Source organism: Nonomuraea sp. NPDC051298 (assembly GCF_055586305.1).
In genome coordinates this window covers 282,213-302,713 of sequence record NZ_JBVJIM010000013.1, presented here as the reverse complement: position 1 = coordinate 302,713, position 20,501 = coordinate 282,213, and the positions used below count along the sequence as shown (strand labels likewise).

At 72.6% G+C, this 20,501-nt stretch carries 21 protein-coding genes; 11 read left to right on the top strand and 10 right to left on the bottom strand.

The genetic code is table 11. The annotated features are described in order from the left end of the window. Window positions 1-138: 138 nt before the first annotated feature. Both ACZ6S0_RS33000 and ACZ6S0_RS32995 read right to left on the bottom strand, forming a co-directional pair. Complete coding sequence (locus tag ACZ6S0_RS33000) at window positions 139-561, bottom strand: hypothetical protein (RefSeq protein WP_465923215.1); 423 nt, start codon at window positions 559-561, stop codon at window positions 139-141. Window positions 562-777: 216 nt separating this feature from the next. Then, on the bottom strand, window positions 778-1,572 hold the full coding sequence (locus ACZ6S0_RS32995; protein ID WP_465923214.1) for a sporulation protein: 795 nt from the start codon (window positions 1,570-1,572) through the stop codon (window positions 778-780). A gap of 213 nt (window positions 1,573-1,785) precedes the next feature. Between ACZ6S0_RS32995 and ACZ6S0_RS32990 the strand changes: the two genes are divergently transcribed. The 9 genes from ACZ6S0_RS32990 (at window position 1,786) to ACZ6S0_RS32950 (ending at window position 10,897) form a co-directional block, all read left to right on the top strand. Next, a complete protein-coding gene (locus tag ACZ6S0_RS32990; protein WP_465923213.1) occupies window positions 1,786-1,956 on the top strand; it encodes a hypothetical protein in 171 nt (56 codons plus the stop codon). Further along, entirely contained in the window at window positions 1,953-2,042 is a 90-nt protein-coding gene (gene kdpF / locus ACZ6S0_RS32985) for a K(+)-transporting ATPase subunit F (RefSeq protein ID WP_465923212.1), read from the top strand. Before ACZ6S0_RS32990 ends, kdpF begins: the two co-directional genes overlap by 4 nt. Continuing rightward, a complete protein-coding gene (gene kdpA / locus ACZ6S0_RS32980) occupies window positions 2,042-3,703 on the top strand; it encodes a potassium-transporting ATPase subunit KdpA (RefSeq protein ID WP_465923211.1) in 1,662 nt (553 codons plus the stop codon). The genes kdpF and kdpA overlap by 1 nt, the downstream gene beginning before the upstream one ends. A 3-nt stretch (window positions 3,704-3,706) precedes the next feature. Beyond that, a complete protein-coding gene (gene kdpB / locus ACZ6S0_RS32975; RefSeq protein WP_465923210.1) occupies window positions 3,707-5,785 on the top strand; it encodes a potassium-transporting ATPase subunit KdpB in 2,079 nt (692 codons plus the stop codon). After that, a complete protein-coding gene (locus ACZ6S0_RS32970) occupies window positions 5,786-6,604 on the top strand; it encodes a potassium-transporting ATPase subunit C (RefSeq protein WP_465923209.1) in 819 nt (272 codons plus the stop codon). Then, a complete protein-coding gene (locus ACZ6S0_RS32965; RefSeq protein ID WP_465923208.1) occupies window positions 6,601-9,135 on the top strand; it encodes a sensor histidine kinase in 2,535 nt (844 codons plus the stop codon). The genes ACZ6S0_RS32970 and ACZ6S0_RS32965 overlap by 4 nt, the downstream gene beginning before the upstream one ends. A gap of 100 nt (window positions 9,136-9,235) precedes the next feature. After that, on the top strand, window positions 9,236-9,574 hold the full coding sequence (locus tag ACZ6S0_RS32960; RefSeq protein ID WP_465923207.1) for a hypothetical protein: 339 nt from the start codon (window positions 9,236-9,238) through the stop codon (window positions 9,572-9,574). Continuing rightward, a complete protein-coding gene (locus ACZ6S0_RS32955) occupies window positions 9,571-10,443 on the top strand; it encodes a hypothetical protein (RefSeq protein WP_465923206.1) in 873 nt (290 codons plus the stop codon). The genes ACZ6S0_RS32960 and ACZ6S0_RS32955 overlap by 4 nt, the downstream gene beginning before the upstream one ends. A 13-nt stretch (window positions 10,444-10,456) precedes the next feature. After that, entirely contained in the window at window positions 10,457-10,897 is a 441-nt protein-coding gene (locus ACZ6S0_RS32950) for a YbaB/EbfC family nucleoid-associated protein (protein WP_465923205.1), read from the top strand. Between the two features lie 22 nt (window positions 10,898-10,919). Here the strand turns inward: ACZ6S0_RS32950 and ACZ6S0_RS32945 are convergent, their stop codons facing one another. The 4 genes from ACZ6S0_RS32945 to ACZ6S0_RS32930 all read right to left on the bottom strand — a co-directional run bounded on the left by ACZ6S0_RS32945 (window position 10,920) and on the right by ACZ6S0_RS32930 (window position 14,434). Further along, the gene (locus tag ACZ6S0_RS32945) at window positions 10,920-11,486 is read right to left on the bottom strand and encodes a hypothetical protein (protein WP_465923204.1); all 567 of its coding nucleotides are present in this window, start codon (window positions 11,484-11,486) and stop codon (window positions 10,920-10,922) included. A 162-nt stretch (window positions 11,487-11,648) separates the two neighbouring features. Beyond that, window positions 11,649-12,251, bottom strand: coding sequence for a response regulator transcription factor (locus tag ACZ6S0_RS32940; protein WP_465923203.1), 603 nt, complete (start codon window positions 12,249-12,251; stop codon window positions 11,649-11,651). Beyond that, entirely contained in the window at window positions 12,248-13,591 is a 1,344-nt protein-coding gene (locus ACZ6S0_RS32935; RefSeq protein ID WP_465923202.1) for a sensor histidine kinase, read from the bottom strand. Before ACZ6S0_RS32935 ends, ACZ6S0_RS32940 begins: the two co-directional genes overlap by 4 nt. A 93-nt stretch (window positions 13,592-13,684) precedes the next feature. Beyond that, the gene (locus ACZ6S0_RS32930) at window positions 13,685-14,434 is read right to left on the bottom strand and encodes a methyltransferase domain-containing protein (protein ID WP_465923201.1); all 750 of its coding nucleotides are present in this window, start codon (window positions 14,432-14,434) and stop codon (window positions 13,685-13,687) included. A gap of 144 nt (window positions 14,435-14,578) precedes the next feature. Between ACZ6S0_RS32930 and ACZ6S0_RS32925 the strand changes: the two genes are divergently transcribed. Then, on the top strand, window positions 14,579-15,274 hold the full coding sequence (locus tag ACZ6S0_RS32925; protein WP_465923200.1) for a Chromate resistance protein ChrB: 696 nt from the start codon (window positions 14,579-14,581) through the stop codon (window positions 15,272-15,274). Next, window positions 15,271-16,452: an MFS transporter gene (locus tag ACZ6S0_RS32920; protein ID WP_465923199.1), complete on the top strand. Its 1,182-nt coding sequence runs from the start codon at window positions 15,271-15,273 to the stop codon at window positions 16,450-16,452. Before ACZ6S0_RS32925 ends, ACZ6S0_RS32920 begins: the two co-directional genes overlap by 4 nt. Window positions 16,453-16,527: 75 nt before the next feature. Here the strand turns inward: ACZ6S0_RS32920 and ACZ6S0_RS32915 are convergent, their stop codons facing one another. The 4 genes from ACZ6S0_RS32915 to ACZ6S0_RS32900 are packed head-to-tail and all read right to left on the bottom strand — an operon-like array spanning window position 16,528 to window position 20,304. Next, window positions 16,528-18,753 (bottom strand): heavy metal translocating P-type ATPase, encoded by a 2,226-nt coding sequence (locus ACZ6S0_RS32915; RefSeq protein WP_465923198.1) that lies wholly within the window; start codon window positions 18,751-18,753, stop codon window positions 16,528-16,530. A 43-nt stretch (window positions 18,754-18,796) separates the two neighbouring features. Beyond that, window positions 18,797-19,786, bottom strand: a complete 990-nt coding sequence (locus ACZ6S0_RS32910; protein ID WP_465923197.1) for a hypothetical protein — start codon at window positions 19,784-19,786, stop codon at window positions 18,797-18,799. Further along, window positions 19,783-19,995 carry a heavy-metal-associated domain-containing protein gene (locus tag ACZ6S0_RS32905; RefSeq protein WP_465923196.1) on the bottom strand — a complete coding sequence of 71 codons (213 nt, stop codon included), beginning with the start codon at window positions 19,993-19,995 and terminating at the stop codon, window positions 19,783-19,785. Before ACZ6S0_RS32905 ends, ACZ6S0_RS32910 begins: the two co-directional genes overlap by 4 nt. A 27-nt stretch (window positions 19,996-20,022) precedes the next feature. Continuing rightward, window positions 20,023-20,304: a metal-sensitive transcriptional regulator gene (locus tag ACZ6S0_RS32900; protein ID WP_465923195.1), complete on the bottom strand. Its 282-nt coding sequence runs from the start codon at window positions 20,302-20,304 to the stop codon at window positions 20,023-20,025. Between the last annotated feature and the right edge of the window lie 197 nt (window positions 20,305-20,501).

The window sequence follows — 20,501 nt, the reverse complement described above, 5'->3', positions numbered from 1 at the left end:
GGGATTTTCACCCCCATGTTGCGCCTGCCACCGGCCCGCAAGCGCACATCCCTACGCCTTCCTGACGCACGCGTCCCGAATACCTACGCGGAAAATACGCCGTCGGGTTCGCTCAGTACCCGCCGCCAGGGCCCGCCGTCAGGGCTCCTCGTGTGCGACGCCGCCGGGCCCGTGGAGGTGTCCCAGCAGGACGGGGGCCCGTCTGGCCGCGGCCCTGGACCGCGACGGGCGGCGCGGGCCGCGCGGCCGGAAGACGTGCGCGAAGGCGCAGCCCACGAGCGCCGCGACGGTGAACGTGACCAGCCGCTCCAGATCAGCGGCCTCGAAGGTCAGCTCGCCCTCCGCGTGCACCAGGAAGCCCGTGGTGAAGCACCAGGCCATCACGCCCGTGACGGGCGCGGCGAGGTAGTGCCCCGCCCACGCGCCGAACACCCCGACCTCCGCGGCCACCAGCACGACCCGATCCGCGGTCTCGGCGAAGGCCAGCGCGGCGACGGCACACGCGCCGATCGCGTACACGAACCCGGCCGGGAGCAGCACACCCACAGGACTTCCGCGCATCCGCCGTTCCTTTCAGGGGCACACGCCTTTCATATAACCGGCTAAAGCCCTGCGGAAGCCGTTTTTCTACGCCATCCTCACGTTTTCGCCACAGACCCTGACGCATTCTCCACGCGCCCTGAAGGCGTCAAAACCCTTTCCACCGATCGGAAAATGCGCGTGGCGGGATGACCTCGTGCCGCCTGCCCGGAAAGGAGGACCCGTCGCCGGGCCCGCTCACGTGACCGGCCGGTCCCGTCCCGGCCCGCGATCGACGCCGCGGACGTGATGGGCCAGCCCGGCGAGCCACCGGTCGATCACACTGGGCCAGTCGGTACGCAGCGCCTCCTCGTGGGTCAGCCGGAAACGCTCCGCGCACGGGGAGAGCCGGCCCCCGAGCTGGTCCGCCTCCAGCACCACGTCCAGGCCGTCGAGGCTGGGCACGAACGCCAGCCCGACCCCGTGCACGATCCCGGTGTGGTGGCTGGGCGGGAAGAACTCGATCTGCTGGTGGAAGGGCAGCTCCCGGCCCCCGCGATCCGGCCCGCCGGTCCGCAGGGCGGCGGTCTTGAAGGGGAAGCCGAGCCGCGCGAACGCCTGCAGGACCCGCGACTGGGACGGCAACGGCCGGACGGCGACCAGGTCGGGATCGGCCTGGTCGACGACCGTGGTGGTGGCCACCTCGGCGCGTACGCCGAGCGCCATGCCGGGCAGGTGCCGGCCGCCGATCTCGCTGATCGGCGTCTCCCACGGGACCGCGACCTGGAACTCGAAGGCCCGTTCCTCGCCCTGACGGACGACGAGCGGCCCCGAGATCCGGGTCTGGGCGAACTCCTCGCCCTCGGTCAGCGCGGGGCCCGGGAAGGTGATCAGGCCCAGGCCGATCCGGTCGAGCGCGGCGTCGAACTCGCCGCCCTTCAGCCGGGCCTCGCCGGACAGCATGCCGCCGGGCTGGGTGCGTGGGGTGTTGAGGATGACGGCTATCGAGGGTGCGCCCGCACCGAAGGCGTCGCGCAGCCGTTTGAAGACCACGGTTGATCTCCCCGTCTCAAAGGGACCGAGCCATTCGCCCTCTGAACGATCGGGGGGTGACGGGGGTTCCTGCCGATCGCCACGATCGAGGGTTCCCTGGAGGTCCCTGCCCACCGCCGTCGGACCCGGGACAACCGTCGCCCCGCTCAAGCCCAGCCCTCACCTCGCCGATCTCCGGCTCTCGGGCCCGCATGGATTCCGCCAAGAACGGCAATGCGCCCCAAAGCTCGGGACGCGCCGACCTTGAGCCCGCCCTCGCCGGGGAACGACCAACATCATGGTCCGATTGAGGAGTGGGGGATGGCCGACGTCGTCTTCGTCGCCCTGACGGTCGCGGTCTTCGCGGTCCTGGGGCTGGTCGTCAGGGCAGTGGAACGGCTGTGAACGCCGTCAACGCCACCGGCCTCGCGGTGGTCACGGCCCTGGTCGTCTTCATGGTCGTGGCCCTGCTGTTCCCGGAGCGGTTCTGATGTCCGCGACCGCGGCGGGGATCGTGTTCATCGGGTCGCTGCTGGTGGCCCTGGCCCTCTGCTACCGGCCGCTGGGCGACTACCTCTACCGGGTCTACACGGGCACCCGGCACTCCGCCGTCGAGCGGCTGGCCTACCGGTTGCTGGGCGTCCGGCCGGGCGTCGAGCAGCCGTGGAGTGGGTACGCGCGGGGCGTGCTGGCGTTCTCGGTCATGTCGATCCTCTTCCTGTACGGCCTCCAGCGCCTGCAGAGCCACCTGTTCCTGTCCCTGGGGATGAAGCCGGTCGAACCGGCGCTGGCCTGGAACACCGCGGTCAGCTTCGCGACCAACACGAACTGGCAGGCGTACTCGGGCGAGTCCACGATGGGCCATCTCGTGCAGACGGCCGGCCTGGCCGTGCAGAACTTCGTCTCCGCGGCCGTCGGCCTGGCGGTGGCCATGGCGCTCGTCCGCGGGTTCGCCCGGCGCAGGTCCGGCACGATCGGCAACTTCTGGGCGGACCTCGTCCGCGGCACCGTACGCGTGCTGCTGCCGATCGCGTTCGTGGCGGCGGTGGTGCTGGTGGCCGGCGGGGCGATCCAGACGTTCGCCGGTCACAGCACGTGGACGACGCTGACCGGCGGCGAGCAGACGTTCACCCCGGCCGCGGTGGCCTCACAGGAGGCGATCAAGACCCTGGGCACGAACGGCGGCGGCCTCTTCAACGTCAACTCCGCCCACCCCTTCGAGAACCCCACGTCGTGGACGAACTGGGTGGAGATCTTCCTGCTGACGGTGATCGCCGCCTGCCTGCCGCGCACGTTCGGCCGGATGGTGGGCGACCACCGCCAGGGGTACGCGATCGTGACGGTGATGGCGATCATCGCCCTCCTCAGCGTCTTCGTGACCAACTGGTCCGAGACGAGCGCGAACGGCACCGTCCCGCAGGCGGCCGGGCAGTCGGCGGAGGGCCGCGAGGTCCGCTTCGGCACCTCGGACTCGGCCCTGTTCGCCTCGGCCGCGACCCTCACGAGCACGGGCGCGGTGGACTCGGCGCACGACTCGTACACGGCGATCGGCGGCGGCATGCTGATCTTCAACATGATGCTCGGCGAGGTCGCGCCCGGCGGCACCGGCTCGGGCCTGTACGGCATCCTGATCCTGGCCGTGATCACGGTGTTCGTGGCCGGGCTGATGGTCGGCCGCACGCCCGAATACCTGGGCAAGAAGATCGGCGCGCGCGAGATCAAGCTGGCCTCGCTGTACTTCCTGGTGACCCCGGTGCTGGTGCTGATCGGCACGGCACTGGCGATGGGGACGCCGATGGGCCGCGCGGCCATGCTGAACTCCGGCCCGCACGGCCTGTCGGAGATCCTCTACGCCTACACCAGCGCCTCGAACAACAACGGCTCCGCCTTCGCCGGGATCAGTGCGAACACCGCCTTCTTCAACACCACGCTCGGCCTGTGCATGGCCCTCGGCCGGTTCCTGCCGATCGTCCTGGTGCTGGCGCTGGCCGGTTCGCTGGCGGCGCAGTCGCCCGTCCCCGGCGGCGCGGGCACGCTGCCGACCCACCGGCCGCAGTTCGTCGGCATGGTCGTCGGCGTGACGATCATCCTGGTCGCCCTCACGTTCCTGCCCGCGCTGGCGCTCGGGCCGCTCGCGGAAGGGCTGCGGTAGGCGATGCGGGCCGCACAGCAGAAGGTCGGCGGCGGTCTGCTCGACCCCGGGCAACTGATCCGCTCGCTGCCGGACGCGCTGAGGAAGCTCAACCCGGTCACGCTGTGGCGTAACCCCGTCATGTTCATCGTCGAGGTCGGCGCGGTCTTCACCACCGTCCTGGCCGTGCTCGACCCGTCGTTCTTCGCCTGGGCCATCACGGTGTGGCTGTGGCTGACCGTCGTCTTCGCCAACCTGGCCGAGGCCGTGGCCGAGGGCCGGGGCAAGGCGCAGGCCGCCACCCTGCGCCAGGCGAAGACCGAGACCCAGGCCCGCCGCCTCACCGACCCCGGCGACCCCGCCCACTGGGAGTCCGTGAGCGCGCCCGACCTCAGGCAGGGCGACCACGTGATCGTGGAGGCCGGGGAGGTCATCCCCGGCGACGGCGACGTGGTCGAGGGCATCGCGAGCGTGGACGAGTCGGCGATCACCGGCGAGTCGGCCCCCGTGATCCGCGAGTCGGGCGGCGACCGGTGCGCCGTGACCGGCGGCACCAGGGTGCTGTCCGACCGGATCATCGTCCAGATCACCCAGAAGCCCGGCGAGAGCTTCATCGACCGGATGATCGCCCTCGTGGAGGGCGCGAACCGGCAGAAGACGCCGAACGAGATCGCGCTCAACATCCTGCTGGCCGCCCTGACCATCATCTTCCTGGTCGCCACGGCGACGATGCAGCCCCTGGCGATCTACTCCAAGTCGATCAATCCCGGCGTGCCCGACTCCCTGGCCCTGACCGCCGACGGCGTGACCGGCGTCGTCCTGGTCTCGCTGCTGGTCTGCCTGATCCCGACCACGATCGGCGCGCTGCTGTCGGCCATCGGCATCGCCGGGATGGACCGGCTCGTCCAGCGCAACGTCCTGGCCATGTCGGGGCGGGCGGTCGAGGCGGCCGGGGACGTGTCCACGCTGCTGCTGGACAAGACCGGCACCATCACGCTGGGCAACCGGGAGGCCGGCCAGTTCGTCCCCGTCGACGGCGTCACCGAGCAGGAGCTGGCCGAGGCCGCGCAGATCTCCAGCCTGGCCGACGAGACCCCGGAGGGCCGTTCGATCGTGGTGTTCGCCAAACAGCACTACGGCCTGCGCGAGCGCGACCTCCAGGGCGCCCAGTGGGTGCCCTTCACCGCCCAGACCCGCATGTCCGGCGTCAACCTGGGCGAGCGCCAGATCCGCAAGGGCGCCGCCACCGCCGTCATGCAGTGGGTACGCCGCCACGGCGGCCACCCCACCGACGAGGTCGGCCATCTGGTGGACGGCATCTCCGCCTCCGGCGGCACCCCGCTCGTCGTCGCCGAGCAGGGCCGCGTGCTCGGCGTCATCCACCTCAAGGACGTCGTCAAGCAGGGCATGCGGGAACGCTTCGACGAGATGCGCCGCATGGGCATCAGGACCGTCATGATCACCGGTGACAACCCGCTGACCGCCAAGGCCATCGCGGACGAGGCCGGGGTCGACGACTTCCTCGCCGAGGCCACCCCGGAGGACAAGCTCGCGCTCATCAGGAAGGAGCAGGAGGGCGGCCGGCTGGTCGCGATGACCGGCGACGGCACCAACGACGCCCCCGCCCTGGCCCAGTCCGATGTCGGCGTGGCCATGAACACCGGCACCTCCGCCGCCAAGGAGGCCGGGAACATGGTCGACCTGGACTCCAACCCCACCAAGCTCATCGAGATCGTCGAGATCGGCAAGCAGCTCCTCATCACCAGGGGCGCGCTGACCACGTTCTCCATCGCCAACGACATCGCGAAATACTTCGCGATCATCCCGGCCATGTTCGCCGCCGTCTACCCGGGCCTCGACGCCCTCAACGTCATGCGCCTGACCAGCCCACAATCAGCCGTCCTGGCGGCGGTGATCTTCAATGCGCTGGTCATCGTCGCGCTGATCCCCCTGTCGCTGCGCGGCGTCCGCTACCGCCCGTCCAGCGCCTCCAAGCTGCTGTCGCGCAACCTCTACCTCTACGGCCTGGGCGGCATCATCGCCCCCTTCATCGGCATCAAGATCATCGACCTCATCATCCACTTCCTTCCGGGGATGTCGTAAATGAACCGCACGCCCACCTGGGTACGCCAGCACCTCGTGGCGCTCCGCGCGCTGCTCACGCTGACGGTGCTCACCGGGGTGATCTACCCGCTGGTCGTCACGGGCGTGGCCCAGACGCTGTTCAACGACCACGCCAACGGCTCGATCGTCCAGAAGAACGGGAAGGACGTGGGCAGCTCGCTCATCGGCCAGTCCTTCACCGGCCCCGGCGGCGCCCCCGTCGCCGCCTACTTCCAGTCCCGGCCGTCGGCGGCCGGCGACGGCTACGTCACGACGTCCACCAGCGCGAGCAACCTCGGGCCCGAGGACATCATCGACACCCCGGCCAGGAAGTCCCTGCTCACCCAGGTCTGCGCCCGCTCGAAGGCGGTCGGTGAGCTGGAGGGCGTCAGCGGCGCCCGGCCGTACTGCACTGCCGACGGGGTCGGCGCGGTGCTGAAGGTCTTCCCCGACCGCGCCGTCAGCGTCAACCAGGCGTGCCCGGCCACGCCCTTCGTGCCGGAGTACCGGAGGCTGAAGGTCGAGTGCGCGCGGCCGGGCCAGGACTACGCGGCGGGGCGGACCGTGCCGGTCCGGGGGGACGCCGGGACGCCCGCCGTTCCCCCGGACGCGGTCACCGCCAGCGGCTCCGGCCTCGACCCGCACATCTCCGTGGCCTACGCCCACCTCCAGACGCCCCGCGTGGCCAGGGCGCGCGGCCTCGGCCGGGCCGAGGTCGAGCGGCGCGTCCAGGAGCACACCGTGGGCCGGGCGCTCGGCTTCATGGGCGAACCCGCCGTCAACGTGCTCGAACTGAACCTGGCGCTGGACCGGTCGTGAAGAGGGGCCGCCTGCGGGTCTACCTCGGGGCGGCGCCCGGGGTCGGAAAGACGTACGCGATGCTCGGCGAGGGCCGCCGCGCCCTCGAACGCGGCCGGGACGTGGCCGTGGGCTTCGTCGAGACCCACGGCCGCCCCCGCACCGCCGCCCTCCTCGAGGGCATGGAACTGATCCCCCGCCAGACCATCGTCTACCGCGGGGCCACCTTCACCGAACTCGACGTCGAGGCCGTCATCCGGCGCGCGCCCAAAGTGGCGCTGATCGACGAACTGGCCCACACCAACGTGCCCGGCTCCAAGAACGTCAAGCGCTGGCAGGACATCGACGAGATCCTCGACGCCGGGATCGACGTCATCTCCACCGTCAACATCCAGCACCTGGAATCGGTCAACGACGTCGTCCAGGAGATCACCGGCGTCCCGCAACGGGAGACCGTACCCGACGAGGTGGTCAGGCGGGCCGACCAGATCGAGCTGGTGGACATGTCGGCCGAGGCGTTGCGGCGCAGGATGGCGCACGGGAACATCTACGCCCCGGAGAAGGTCAGCGCCGCGCTGGCGAACTATTTCCGCGTCGGCAACCTCACCGCCCTGCGCGAGCTGGCCCTGCTCTGGGTCGCCGGCAAGGTGGACGACCAGCTCGACCGCTACCGCGCCGAGCACGGCATCGCCACCACCTGGGAGACCCGCGAACGCGTGGTCGTCGCCCTCACCGGCGGCCCGGAGGGCGACACGCTCATCCGCCGCGCCGCCCGCATCGCCGCCCGGAGCAAGGGCGCCGACCTGTTGGCCGTCCACGTCACCGGCACCGACGGGCCGCCCGTCGGCGACCCCGCCGGCCTGGCCCGCCAGCGCACCCTGGTGGAGAGCATGGGCGGCACCTACCACCAGGTCGTCGGCGACGACATCCCGCGCGCGCTGCTCGACTTCGCCCGCGGCGTCAACGCCACCCAGCTCGTCCTCGGCGCCTCCCGCCGCGGCCGCTTCGCCCAGATCATCTCGCGCGGCGTCGGAGTCGAGACAACGGCCAGATCCGGCTCGATCGACGTGCACCTCGTCACCCACGAGCACGTCAAGAAGGGACGGCGGCGGCCGGAACGCTCCCGGGCCGCGCTCACCCGCAAGCGCAGACTCATCGGCTGGGCGGTCGCGGTGGCGGGCCTGCCGCTGCTGACCGCCGTCCTCCTGGCCATCCGCCACATGATCGCCCTGCCCAGCGAGATCCTGCTCTTCCTCTGCCTGGTCGTCGGCGTGGCGCTCATCGGCGGCACCTGGCCCGCGCTCACCGCGGCCGTGGCCGGGTCGCTGCTGCTCAACTGGTACTTCACCCCGCCCGTCGGCCAGTTCACCATCGCCAACCCGGAGAACCTGCTCGCGTTGATCGTGTTCCTGCTGGTCGCGACGGCGGTGAGCACGATCGTGGACGTGGCGGCCCGGCGTACCAGGGAGGCGGCCCGCGCGAGCGCGGACGCCGAGGCGCTGTCCACGCTGGCCGGGCAGGTGCTGCGCGGCGAGGCGGCCCTGCCCTCCCTCCTCGGACGGCTGCGCGAGACGTTCGGGCTCGACTCGGTCACCCTGCTCGAACGCATCGGCGAGCCCACCCCCGAGGACCAGTCCCGCCCCGCGGCGTGGCGCGTCATCGCCTCCTCGGGAACGGCTCCCGCCACCAGCCCAGGCACCGCCGACACCGACGTCGCGATCAGTGACACCCTCGTGCTCGCCGCCCGCGGAGGGCTCCTGGACGCCAGCGACCAGCGCGTCCTGGAGGCGTTCGCCGCCGAGGCCGCCGTCGCGCTGCGCCAGGAGCGCCTCCAGGAGGAGGCGGAACGCGCCAAGCCGCTGGCGGAGGCGGACAGGGTGCGCACCGCGCTGCTCGCCGCCGTCAGCCACGACCTGCGCACCCCGCTGTCGGCCGCCAAGGCCGCCGTCGAGAGCCTGCGCACCCGGGACGTCACCTGGTCCGCGCGGGACCGCGAGGAACTGCTGGCCACCGCCGACGAGTCGCTCGCCCGGCTGGAGCGCCTGGTGGACAACCTGCTCGACATGAGCCGCCTGCAGGCCGGCGTCCTCGGCCTGACCCTCCAGCCCGTCGTCCTGGAAGAGGTCGTGCCCCGGGCGATCGACGACCTCGGGGCCCTGCGCGACCGCGTCGAGGGCGACGTCGCGATCGACCTGCCGGAGATCGTGGCCGACCCGGTGCTGCTGGAGCGGGTGCTGGTCAACCTCATGGCCAACGCCGTCCACCACAGCCCCGCCGGCGTGCGGGTGCTGATCAACGCCGACCGGCACGAGGACCAGGTCGAGATCCGGGTCGTCGACCGCGGGCCGGGCATCCCGCGTGAGGCGTACGAGCAGGTGTTCCTGCCCTTCCAGCGGCTCGGCGACCGCGGCACCGGCGTCGGCCTCGGGCTGGCGCTCGCGCGCGGCCTGACCGAGGCCATGGGCGGCACGCTCGTGCCCGAGGAGACGCCAGGGGGCGGCCTGACCATGGTCGTCAGCCTGCCCGTCTCCTCCCGGGCGTCAAGATCGTGAGGTGGGGCGTGGAGTTCGCGTAGGGGTCGCGTCAGGACGTACGCGCCCCCGCCCGCCACCGGAGAGGCTGGAGAGATCACCCGACCTGACGGAGCGGCCCATGCCCATCAACCCCGACCCGTGGATCCCCGAGCGCGAGGCGGAGATCGAGCGCGACCGGCTCAGGGAGATCCGTTCGCGGCTGCCCGAGGCGGCCAGGCCGCTCGACGACGTGCTGCCCGGCCTGGTCGCACTCACCGTGGCGGAGAACGCCTTCACCTCGTTCACCTACTCGCTGGCGCTGGCGTACAACGAGGTCGAGGCGTACACCATGGCGGAGGTGCGCCACCGCGTGGACGACACCGTACGGATCCAGGACGGCCTGACCTTCTCCCTCGCCACCTGGCAGGACGCGGAAACCGCGAACACCGTGCGGTCGCCGTCCCCCGGAGCGCCGTGAACCTGGCAGAGCTGGCCAGGTCGGGCCTGATGACGGGTACGGGGGCCGGGGTGACGCTGTCGGCGCTGGGCGTGCCCGCGGGCTGGCCGTTCGTCGGGAGGATGTACGTCCACCAGTACGACCCGCAGGTGTTCTTCGACGCGGCCGGGGCCTGGCTGACCGTGCGCGACGACGTCACGGCGGCCCGGCTGAACGTGGCGGCGCTGGTCTCCGAGGTGGCGGTGACGAGCTGGCGCAGCGAGGACGGCCGGGCCTTCCAGCGGCGCATGGACGCGTACCTGGCCGATCTGCGCGGCATCGAGCTTCGTGCCGTGGTCACCGCCCTGACGCTGTACACGGTGGGGGCGGCGCTGGCGGCGATGGTCCTGTTCCAGTTCCTGGTCGCGGCGGCGATGGCCGCCATCGCGGTGTGGGTGCTGGGCGCGGCCGTCACCCCGCTCACCCTGGCCAGTGCCCGGGTCCTGGCCACGCGGAGCCTGACCACGCTCTACGCGGGCTACCAGGGGGTGGAACGGCTGCTCGACGCCCTGCTGCACGGCTGCGCCGCCGCGCTGACCGCGGTCGTCGCCGTGGACGTCGGCGTCGAGGCCGCCCGTGGCGACCGCAGCGGCCTGAACGACCTCGCCGCCGCGACCTTCGCCCAGGGCCCGCTGCTGGTCTGGGGCACGGCCAACCGGGTCGAACGCGACCTGACGGCCCATGGCCTCAGCGGACGCCGTCCGCGCGGCGGAGCGGTGCTGCCGCAGGGCGTCCCGCAGGTCGCGGGCGCCAAGGCCGTCAACGACGTCATGACCGGCAGCCAGACGATCACCGGACGACACGTGCCGGAGCAGGCCGCCGACGGCACCTACGCCTTCCCCTGGGAGTGACACGGACGTGGACATGAACCTGGGTTCGGACCTGGGGCACGCGCTCGGCCTCGACCCCGAACGGCTGGCGGCCGACGCCGACCGCTTCTTCGACCGCCTCTGCCCACCGCCCGACGCGGACGAGCCGGTGCGCGCCGAGTCGAGAGACGGCCTGGTGAGCGTCGAGTACAGCGGCGCGGCGGGCGTCCGGGAGCTGCGGCTCGACCCCCGGGCCATGCGGATGGACTCCGCACGGCTGGCGGAGGCCATCGTCGGCGTGATCCGGCAGGCCAGGGAACGGGCCGAGGCCGGGGAGCGCGAGAGGTCCGAGGCGTTCCTCGGCGCCACCCGCGCGCTCCTCGCCGACCGGGACCTCATCGCGAACCGGCTGCGCGACGTCACCCCCACGCTCCAGGAGAACCTGGAGCGCGCCGGCGCGACCATCGACCGGGTACGCGCCCTGCTCCGCCCCTGATCCCGGCCCCTCGCCGAGGGCGTCACAGCTCGAAGACGAGTACGACGGCGACCACGATGTCCAGGACGCCGCACCACTCGGCGAACGAGCGGGCGACGACCTGGTCCTTCTTCAGGTGCGCGAAGTCCCAGACGCCGTGGAAGAACCAGCCCGCGGCCACCAGGTAACGGGCCGGCTCGGGATCGACGACCAGGCCGGCCAGGGCGAGCCCGCCGAAGACGAGCAGGCCCAGCGCCTGGATCCTGAACGTGCCGTCCTCGCGGAGTTGCCCGTCCACCCCGGCCCAGACCAGCACGACCAGCGCGACGGCGGTGAAGACGGCGGCGGCCGGGATCACGTCCAGGATCCGCAGCCCCATGACGGCGACGAACCCGATCACCAGCCCCGGCCAGGTCGCCTCGCGCCGCCGCAGCTTGGCCATGACGAGGTACAGCAGCGGCAGGAGCACGAGGATGTGGGCGAAGCCGATGACGTCCTCGGCCGACGCGCCTCCGCCGAAGGTCGCGGCCGCCGCCAGCGCCAGCGCCGTCGGCCAGCGCCGCACCAGCCGGCGGGCCCAGCTCACGCGCTGGGTGGTGGGCTTGCTCATGGGAAGCTCCTCCTGTACGGGGTGGGGGTATCCATGAGCCCACCTTGGAGGAGGCGGGACGGCGCGAGTAGTGCCGAACCACAGCCACGGACGTGGGGATGTCACCCGATCTCATGACATCTGTCACACGCCTGATCAGGCGCGCACGTCCCCCGGCTCGCGTCAGATCCAGCCCTCCTCCCACGCGCGGTGGGCGGCGGCGTGGCGGGAGGAGACGCCCAGCTTGGCCATGGCCGACGACAGGTAGTTGCGCACCGTGCCTGGGGCGAGATGGACCTGTGCGGCGATCTCGCTGATCGGGGCGCCGCTCCGCGAGGCGCGCAGGACCTCGAGTTCGCGCCCGGTGAGCGGGCAGTCGTCCTCCGTCAGCGCGGAGGCGGCGATGTCGGGGTCCACATAGCGCCGACCGGCGGCGACGTGACGGATGATCTCCGCCAGCTTGCCGGCGGGGGTGGTCTTGGGCACGAACCCGCTCACTCCCGCGGCAAGAGCGCGGCGCAGCACTGCGGGGCGGGCGTGGCGGGTGACGAGGATCAGCTTGGTCGGCAACTCGGCGCGGATCTCCTCCGCCGCCCGCAGGCCGTCGGCCGGTGGCATCTCCAGGTCCAGTACGGCGATGTCGGGCCGGTGCTCGCGGGTCAGCCGCACGGCGTCGGTGGAGGTGGCCGCCTCGGCGACCACGGCCATGCCGTCCTCCAGGGACAGCAGCGCGGCCAGGGCTCCCCTGAGCAGGTCCTCGTCGTCGGCGATGAGCAGCCGGATCATCGCCCACCACCCCTGAAAGCCGCCCCAGACACGGCCCCGAACCCAAGCCGAGGGCCGAGGTCGGGGTCGGGGTCGGAGCGGAGGTCGGAGCCGCGGTCCGAGTCGGGGTCGGGGTCGGGGTCGGGGTCGGGCGTCGTTGTAGGAGCGGAGGCGTCCACTGGGAGGGAGGCCGTCACCTCGAACCGGTCGTCGTCGTGCCGCCACCGCAGGGTTCCGCCCGCCTGCTCCAGCCGTTGGGCCAGGGTGCGCAGCCCGGTGCCGGTCTCCCCCGAGGGCGGCCCGTGGCCGGGCGGCGCCACGCCGTCGTTGCCGACGCGCAGGTGGGCGTGCCCGTCCTCGACCCGGTACAGCACGTGGGCGTGCCGCGCCCGGCTGTGCCGCAGGACGTTGGTGGTCGCCTCGCGTACCACCAGGCCGAGCAGGTGGCGGCCCGGCTCGGGCAGTACGTCCGCGTCGGCGTCGCTCTCCAGTGTCGTGCCGATGTCGGCCGCGGCCAGGACCCGGGCCGCGTTGCCCAACTCGCGGTCGAGCGTCGTGCGCCGGTATCCCTGGACCACGGCGCGGGTCTCGCGCAGCGCGTCGGTGGACAGCCGTTGGACCTCCCGCATCTCGGCCGCGGCCCGTGCCGGGTCGGCTTCGGCCAGCCGCGCTGCCAACTCGCTCTTGAGCGCGATGACCTGCAGGTTGTGGCCCTGGATGTCGTGCAGGTCGGCGGCGAACCTGAGCCGTTCGTCCTTGACCGCGAGTTCGGCGGCCAGGCCCCGCGCGGTGTCCAGCCGGTCGGCGACGTCCCAGGCCCAGAGCATGCCCAGCGTCATCCAGGCGACGAACGCGATCAGCCCGGCGGGGAACGCGGCGGCGACCGGCCAGCGCCCGTCGCCTGCCAGCAGGCTGACACTCACCCCGAGCGCGGCGGCGGCGCCCGCGCCCGCGACGACGAACACCCGCCGCCACACCGTCGGCAGGAACGTCGCCGTGATCGACACCATCACCGCCGGGCCCAGCGCCCACATCTCGTAGTCACGCAGGCTCAACGCGATCGCCGCCAGCGCGGCAGCCGCCACGCCACCGGCCCCCAGCCACACGACCGGCAACCCGGCAACCCGCGCGGGCCCGGGCTCGCGCGTGAGCCTCCGGTTGACCAGCACCACGGCCGTCGCGAGCAGCACCACGAGCGCGACCCCGCCGAGCGCCCCGGCCCATCCCGCCAGGCGTGGGTCGAGGGCCCACTCCCGGACGAAGAGGACGGTGAAGACGGCGATGGTCACGGTGAGACTCCACCAGGTGAAACGGCGGAAGGCCCGCAGGCCCGTGGCGCGCTCGGTCGGCTCATCATGCACGCCGCCCATTCTCCCCCGATCGGCCGTCCCACGACGGGCCCCTGATCCCCCGCGGCCCCCACTCCCCACCCCACGGGCGGGCCCCGCCGCGGGCTATCCCTCGCCCCGGGTGGCGGCGGCGAGGAAGAGGGGGAGGGCGAGGAACAGCCGGTCGCGTTCGGCTCGCTGTGTCTGCTCGGCCGTCCATTCCTCGCACTCCTCGCGGGTGATGACGCCTGCCGCCCGAACCGCCTCGGCCAGGCCGGTGAGCAGTCCGAGCATCGTCCGGCCGGTGTGGACGCCCACGTGCACCTCGACCTCCACCTCGCGGAAACCGGCATCCAGCAGCAGGTTGCGGTAGCCGCGGGCGGCGCGCGGAGCGGTGACCAGGTCGGCGCGGGCCCGTACGATCGTCCGCGTGAGGCCGGGGCGGTCGGAGTCGATGACGATGGTGTCCCAGTCCTGACCGACGAGGACGATCCGGCCGTCCGGGGCCAGCACCCGCCGGGCCTCGGCCAGCGCCCGAGCGGGGTCGGACAGCTCGTGGTAGACCTTGTCGGCGCGGTAACCGGCCATCTCGCCGTCGGGCAGCGGGAGGTCGCCGGCGTCGCCGATCCTGAGGTCGGCGTCGGGCGTGCGTTCCCGGGCGACCGCGATCATCTCCTCGCTGACGTCCACGCCGACTGCCGCGATCTTCCTGCCGGACAGCTCGGCCACCGCCCGGCCCGCGCCGCAGCCCACGTCCACGGCGCGGTCTCCCGGGCGGAGCCCAAGCAGTTCGTACGAACGGGCGCGCAACGCGACGGCGGCCGGGACGGCGTCGGCGAGGTCGAGCCGCTTGATGAGTTCCGTGTGATCAGGCATGCACGCCACCATGCGACTTCATGCCGACGTGAAGTCAAGCCCATGGCCGACGCCCGCTCCGGCTCCTCGCCACGAAACGCGGCAACGGCGGCCCGGCTACCGGCTGTTCCATCGGGTGATGTAACCGCTGATACATTCGGCGGTGTGACAGATGGAGATCCCGGGCTCGCCTGGCTCATCCTCGTGCTCAAGCTGCCCGCCTCCCCCTCGAAGCACCGGGTCGCGGTCTGGCGGGAGTTGCGCAAGGTCGGGGCGCTCTCGCTCGGACCGGGCGTGTGGGCGGTGCCGGAGGTGCCCGCCTTCGCCGACCGCGTACGCCGGGCGGCCGAGCTGACCGAGCAGGCCGAGGGCCAGATGATGACGCTGCGCGCGTCCGGGCGCGAGCCCGATGACGCCGCGCGTCTCGAAGCGCTGTTCACCGCCGCGCGCTCGGAGGACTGGGCCGAGTTCCTGGCCGACTGCGCCAAGTTCGAGGCGGAGATCGCCAAGGAGATCCGCAACGCCAAGTTCACGCTGGCCGAGCTGGAGGAGGAAGAGCAGAGCCTCGAACGCCTGCGGCGCTGGCATCGCGACCTGACGGCCCGCGACGTGTTCGGCGCCCCCGAGGCCGCACAGGCGGGCGAGCGGCTCAGGCAGTGCGCGTCCGTGTGCGAGGACTACGCCGACCGCGTCTTCGCCACCCTGCACGGCGGCACGGGAGCCACCCCGCACGGCAGGACGGGAACCGCCCCGCACGGCAGCGCGGGGGCAGGACGCACGGCGTCCACCGCTGGAGGGCGGCCGACGGCGTCCGCCGGGGAGGAGGGGCGGGCGGTGGACGGGGCGGGAGAGGGCGCATGACGTCCGGCGTGGGGCGTGGGCGGGCGATGTGGCCGCTTTACGCCGCCGGGTTCACCACCGCGTTCGGCTCCCACGCCATCGCCGCCAACCTCGGCGCCTTCTCCGGCGACGCGGTCACCTCGCTGCTGGTCCTGGGCGGGCTGCTCGCCCTGTACGACGGCGCGGAGGTGCTGCTCAAGCCGCTGTTCGGCAGTCTGGCCGACCGGGTCGGCGCCAGGCCCGTCCTGCTCGGCGGCCTGGTGGCGTTCGCCGCCGCCTCGGCCCTGTACGCGATCGCGGACAGCCCCGGCTGGCTGTGGGCCGCCCGGCTGGGCCAGGGCGCCGCCGCCTCGGCGTTCTCCCCGTCGGCCGCCACGCTGGTCGCCCGGCTCAATCCGGCGGCCAGGCACGGCCGGGCGTTCGGGAGCTACGGCTTTCACAAGTCCCTCGGCTACACCCTCGGCCCCCTCCTGGGCGGGGTGCTGGCGTGGGCGGGAGGGCTGCGGCTGCTGTTCGCGGTCATGGCGGTGCTGGCCGTGGCCGTCGCCGGGTGGGCCGCGCTGGTCGTGCCCGCCGTCGCGCCGCTGCCCAAGGCCCGGCAGACCGTCGTCGACCTGGCCAGGCGGCTGACGTCCCGCGCCTTCCTCGCCCCCACGGCCGCCCTGGCCGCCGCCACCGCGGCGCTGTCGGTCGGCGTCGGTTTCCTGCCGGTGTCGGGTGCCGCCGCCGGGCTCGGCACGGTGGCCACGGGAGCGGCGGTGTCCGTGCTGGCCGCCACCGCCGCCGTCGTCCAGCCGTACGCGGGGCGGGCACTCGACGCCGGTCGCCTCACCCTCAGGGCGGGCCTGCGCTGCGGCCTCGCGGTCACCGCGGCCGGGCTGGGCTGTGCCGTGCTGCCCGGCCCGGGCGGCATCCTCGCGAGCGCAGCCCTGATCGGTGCGGGGACCGGGCTGATCACCCCGCTGGGCTTCGCCGCCCTCGCCGCCTCGACCCCGCCCGACCGGCTCGGCCAGACCATGGGCTCGGCCGAACTCGGCCGCGAACTCGGCGACGTCGGGGGCCCGCTCCTGGTCGCCGCCGTCGCCACGGCCTCGACGCTCGCGTACGGGTTCGGCGTGCTCGCCGTGCTCCTGGCGGTCGGGCCGCTCCTGGCCCTCGCCGCGCGCCGCCGCGCCGTGCCCGCCCCGCAGCAGGACTGACCCGATCGGCCTCCGGGGTGGCTCGAACGACACGACGGCTCCGCGCCGGCGAGCGCGGAGCCGTCACGTCGATCCTTACCTGAAGCGGCGCAGCCGCAGGCTGTTGCTGACCACGAAGACGCTGGAGAACGCCATCGCCGCACCCGCGATCATCGGGTTGAGCAGCCCCATCGCGGCCAGCGGCAGGGCGGCCACGTTGTACGCGAACGCCCAGAACAGGTTCCCCTTGATCGTCGCCAGCGTACGGCGCGACAGCCGGATCGCGTCGGCCGCCACCCTCAGGTCGCCCCGTACGAGGGTGAGGTCGCTCGCCTCGATGGCGGCGTCGGTGCCGGTGCCCATGGCCAGCCCCAGGTCGGCCTGGGCGAGCGCGGCGGCGTCGTTGACCCCGTCGCCCACCATGGCCACGACCTTGCCCTCGGACTGCAGCCGCTTGACCACGTCGACCTTCTCGGCGGGCAGCACCTCGGCGATCACCTCGTCGATGCCCACCTCGGCCGCCACCGTCCTGGCCACGGCCTCGTTGTCTCCGGTCAGCAGCACCGGCGTGAGACCGAGGGCGCGGAGCCGGACGATGGCCTCCCCGCTGGTCGGCTTGACCACGTCGGCCACGACGAGCACGGCGCGGGCCTGGCCGTCCCAGCCGACCGCGACCGCGGTGCGGCCCTTGGCCTGCTCGTCGGCCAGGGCAGCCGAGAGGTCGTCCGGCAGGTGCTGGGACCACTCGGCCAGCAGTTGCGGGCGGCCGACCAGCACCGCGTGCCCGTCCACGATGCCCTGCACGCCGAGCCCTTCGACGTTGGCGAAGTCCTCCGGCGCGGGCAGCGTGCCGACGCGGGCGGCGGCGGCCTTGGCCACGGCCTGGGCGATCGGGTGCTCGGAGGCGTGTTCCAGCGCTCCGGCCAGGCGCAGCACCTCCTCCTCCCGCTCGCCCTCGGCCAGGTGGACGGCCGTCAGCGTCATCTTGCCCGCGGTGACCGTACCGGTCTTGTCCAGCACGATCGTGTCGATCCTGCGGGTGGACTCGAGCACCTCCGGCCCCTTGATCAGGATGCCGAGCTGGGCGCCCCGGCCGGTGCCGACCAGCAGCGCGGTCGGGGTGGCCAGGCCGAGAGCGCACGGGCAGGCGATGATCAGCACCGCGACCGCCGCGGTGAAGGCCGCGCCCGCCCCGCCGCCGGTGCCGAGCCAGAAGCCCAGCGTGCCGAGCGCCAGCGCGATCACGATCGGTACGAAGACGCCCGAGATGCGGTCGGCGAGCCGCTGCACCTGGGCCTTGCCGGTCTGCGCGTCCTCCACGAGCCTGGCCATCTGGGCGAGCTGCGTGTCGGCGCCGACCCGGGTGGCGCGGACGACCAGTCGGCCGCCCGCGTTCACGGTCGCGCCGGTGACGGCGTCGCCCACCCCGACCTCGACCGGCACGGACTCGCCGGTCAGCATCGAGGCGTCCACGGCCGAGGAGCCCTCTTCGACCACGCCGTCGGTGGCGATCTTCTCGCCCGGCCGGACCACGAACCGGTCGCCCGCCTTGAGCCGTTCGACCGGCACGCGCCGTCCGTCGGCCAGCTCCACGTCCTTGGCGCCCAGCTCCAGCAGGGCCCGCAGGGCGGCGCCGGCGCGGCGCTTGGAACGGGCCTCGAAGTAGCGCCCGGCCAGGATGAACGCCGTGACGCCCGCCGCGGCCTCCAGGTAGATGTTGCCGGAGCCGTCGGTGCGCTCGATCGTGAACGCGAACGGATGCGTCATGCCCGGCACGCCCGCCGTCCCGAAGAACAGCGCCCACAGCGACCAGCCGAGCGCGGCGAGCGTGCCGATGGAGATGAGCGTGTCCATCGTGGCCGCGCCGTGCCGCAGGTTGGTCCAGGCGGCCTTGTGGAACGGCCACCCGGCGTAGACCACCACGGGCGCGGCCAGCACCAGCGACAGCCACTGCCAGTTGGTGAACTGCAACGGCGGGATCATCGCCATCGCGATCACCGGCACCGCCAGCACCACCGAGGTGATGAGCCGGTTGCGCAGGGGCTGGAGCTCGTCCGCCGGTTCGCGCCCGGCCGCCTCGGGCTGGGGCGGGGCGGGCAGCGCGGCCGTGTAACCGGCCTTCTCCACCTCGGCCACGAGCTGCGCCGGGTCGACACCTTCGGGGAAGGTGACCTTCGCCTTCTCCGTGGCGTAGTTGACCGTGGCGGTGACGCCGTCCATCTTGTTGAGCTTGCGCTCGATGCGGTTGGCGCACGAGGCGCAGGTCATGCCGCCGATCGAGAGCTCGACCGCGTTCTGCCGGTCATCGGTGACCTGGGACATCACCTTCTCCTTTCTCTCGCTCATTGGCCGTTCTGGGGCCCGTTCAGTGGCCATGGCCGTCGTCGGCGTGCCCGCTCGACGCGGGCGAGGGCGCCTGCGGGCGTTCGCCCGCTCCGAGGGTGAAGCTCGCCGTACGGACCTCTCCGTCGTGCTGGAAGTCCAGGAACAGCCGGTAGTCGCCGGTGCTGGGCACCTCGGCGTAGAAGACGACCTCGGGGCCGGCCTTCGTCTTTCCGTCGCCGGGCGCGCCGTCGGGGTGGACGTGCAGGTAGGCCAGGTCGCCGGCGCGCAGGGCCACCAGGTGGCCGTAGGCGCCGAGGTAGGGCTGCAGGTCGGTGACCGGCTTGCCGTCCTTGCTCACCTTGAGGGTGAGCCTGCTCGACTGTCCGGGGGTCAGGTCGCCGTCGAGGGTGACGGTGTAGTCGTCGACGGTCGACGTACGGGTCTGTCCCGGCAGCGCCTCGGGCCGGTAGTCGCCCGCCACGACCAGGTCGGCGCCCAGCGTCAGGGCGCTGCCGCCGGTGGGCGTGAAGTCGGCGAAGGCCCGGTACGGCCCGGCCTCCGGCAGCGTCAGCCCGACCGACCAGACGCCGTCCGGCGTCATCTCGGGGTGCAGGTGCAGGAACCGCTGCAGGTCTCGCGACACGACGATGAAGTGCAGCTTCTTGTCGTGCTCGACCTGGTAGCCGGTGACCGGCCGGCCGTCGGGGCCGCTCACGGTGAAGCGGAAGTCGGCCGGCTCGCCGGGCTTGATCGTCGTGGTGATCGGGTTGAGGGTGTAGCCGTTCTCTGACACTTGGAGCCCCCCGGGGGTATCGTTTGTTGCCTGTTGGGTGGTGGCGTGCTCCCCGTGCCCCTCGCTCGCGCTCGGGCTCGCGGCGGGCGCCGGCGCGGCGCCCGTCATGGAGGTGTGGTCCTCTGTCATGGACGCGGGAGCCCCTATCGGGCCCACCGCGTTGCCCACCCCCAGGGCGCCGCCGAAGACGACGGCCAGCCCCAGCACGTACGAGCCCAGCTTGGTAGCGGTGTTCACCGGTTCGCCACCTCATAACCGGCCTCCTCCACCGCGGCGAAGATCTTCGCCGGGTCGATGGGGCCGTCACTGTCCACGGTCAGCAGCCCGGTCGCCAGGTCGACCTCCACCTGGGTGACCCCGGCCACCTCGCCGACCTCCTCCTTGACCGAACTCACGCAGTGGCCACAGGTCATGCCCTTGACGGTGTAGGTGGCGGTGGTGCTCATAACGATCTCTCCTTCAATCCGGTCCGGTCAGGAACGTACGAGTCTGGCGATGGCGTCGGTGGCTTCCTTGACCTTGACCTCCGCCTCCGGCCCGCCCTTCTGGGCGGCCTCGGCGACGCAGTGGGCCAGGTGCTCCTCCAGCAGCGACAGGGAGAACGACTTCAGCGCGCTCGTCGCCGCCGACACCTGGGTGAGGATGTCGATGCAGTATTTGTCCTCGTCGACCATGCGCTGCAGGCCGCGGATCTGCCCCTCGACGCGGCGCAGGCGCAGCGCGTGATCCTGCTTGTTATGGCTGTATCCGGCCATGTCCACCTCTTTCCTCTGCCGCCGGCACAACACCATACCCCCCTATGGTATTCCCGGCAACCGCAGACGGCCCCGGGGCCGCCGGCCCGCCTGCCGCGCCACGGGCGAAAAGGCGGGGAACTTTGCTCCTCAGAGGGGTTGCGCTTGCGCGAGCGGGAAACTTTACCCGGCCTCGAATCCACGTATTGGCAGGGGTT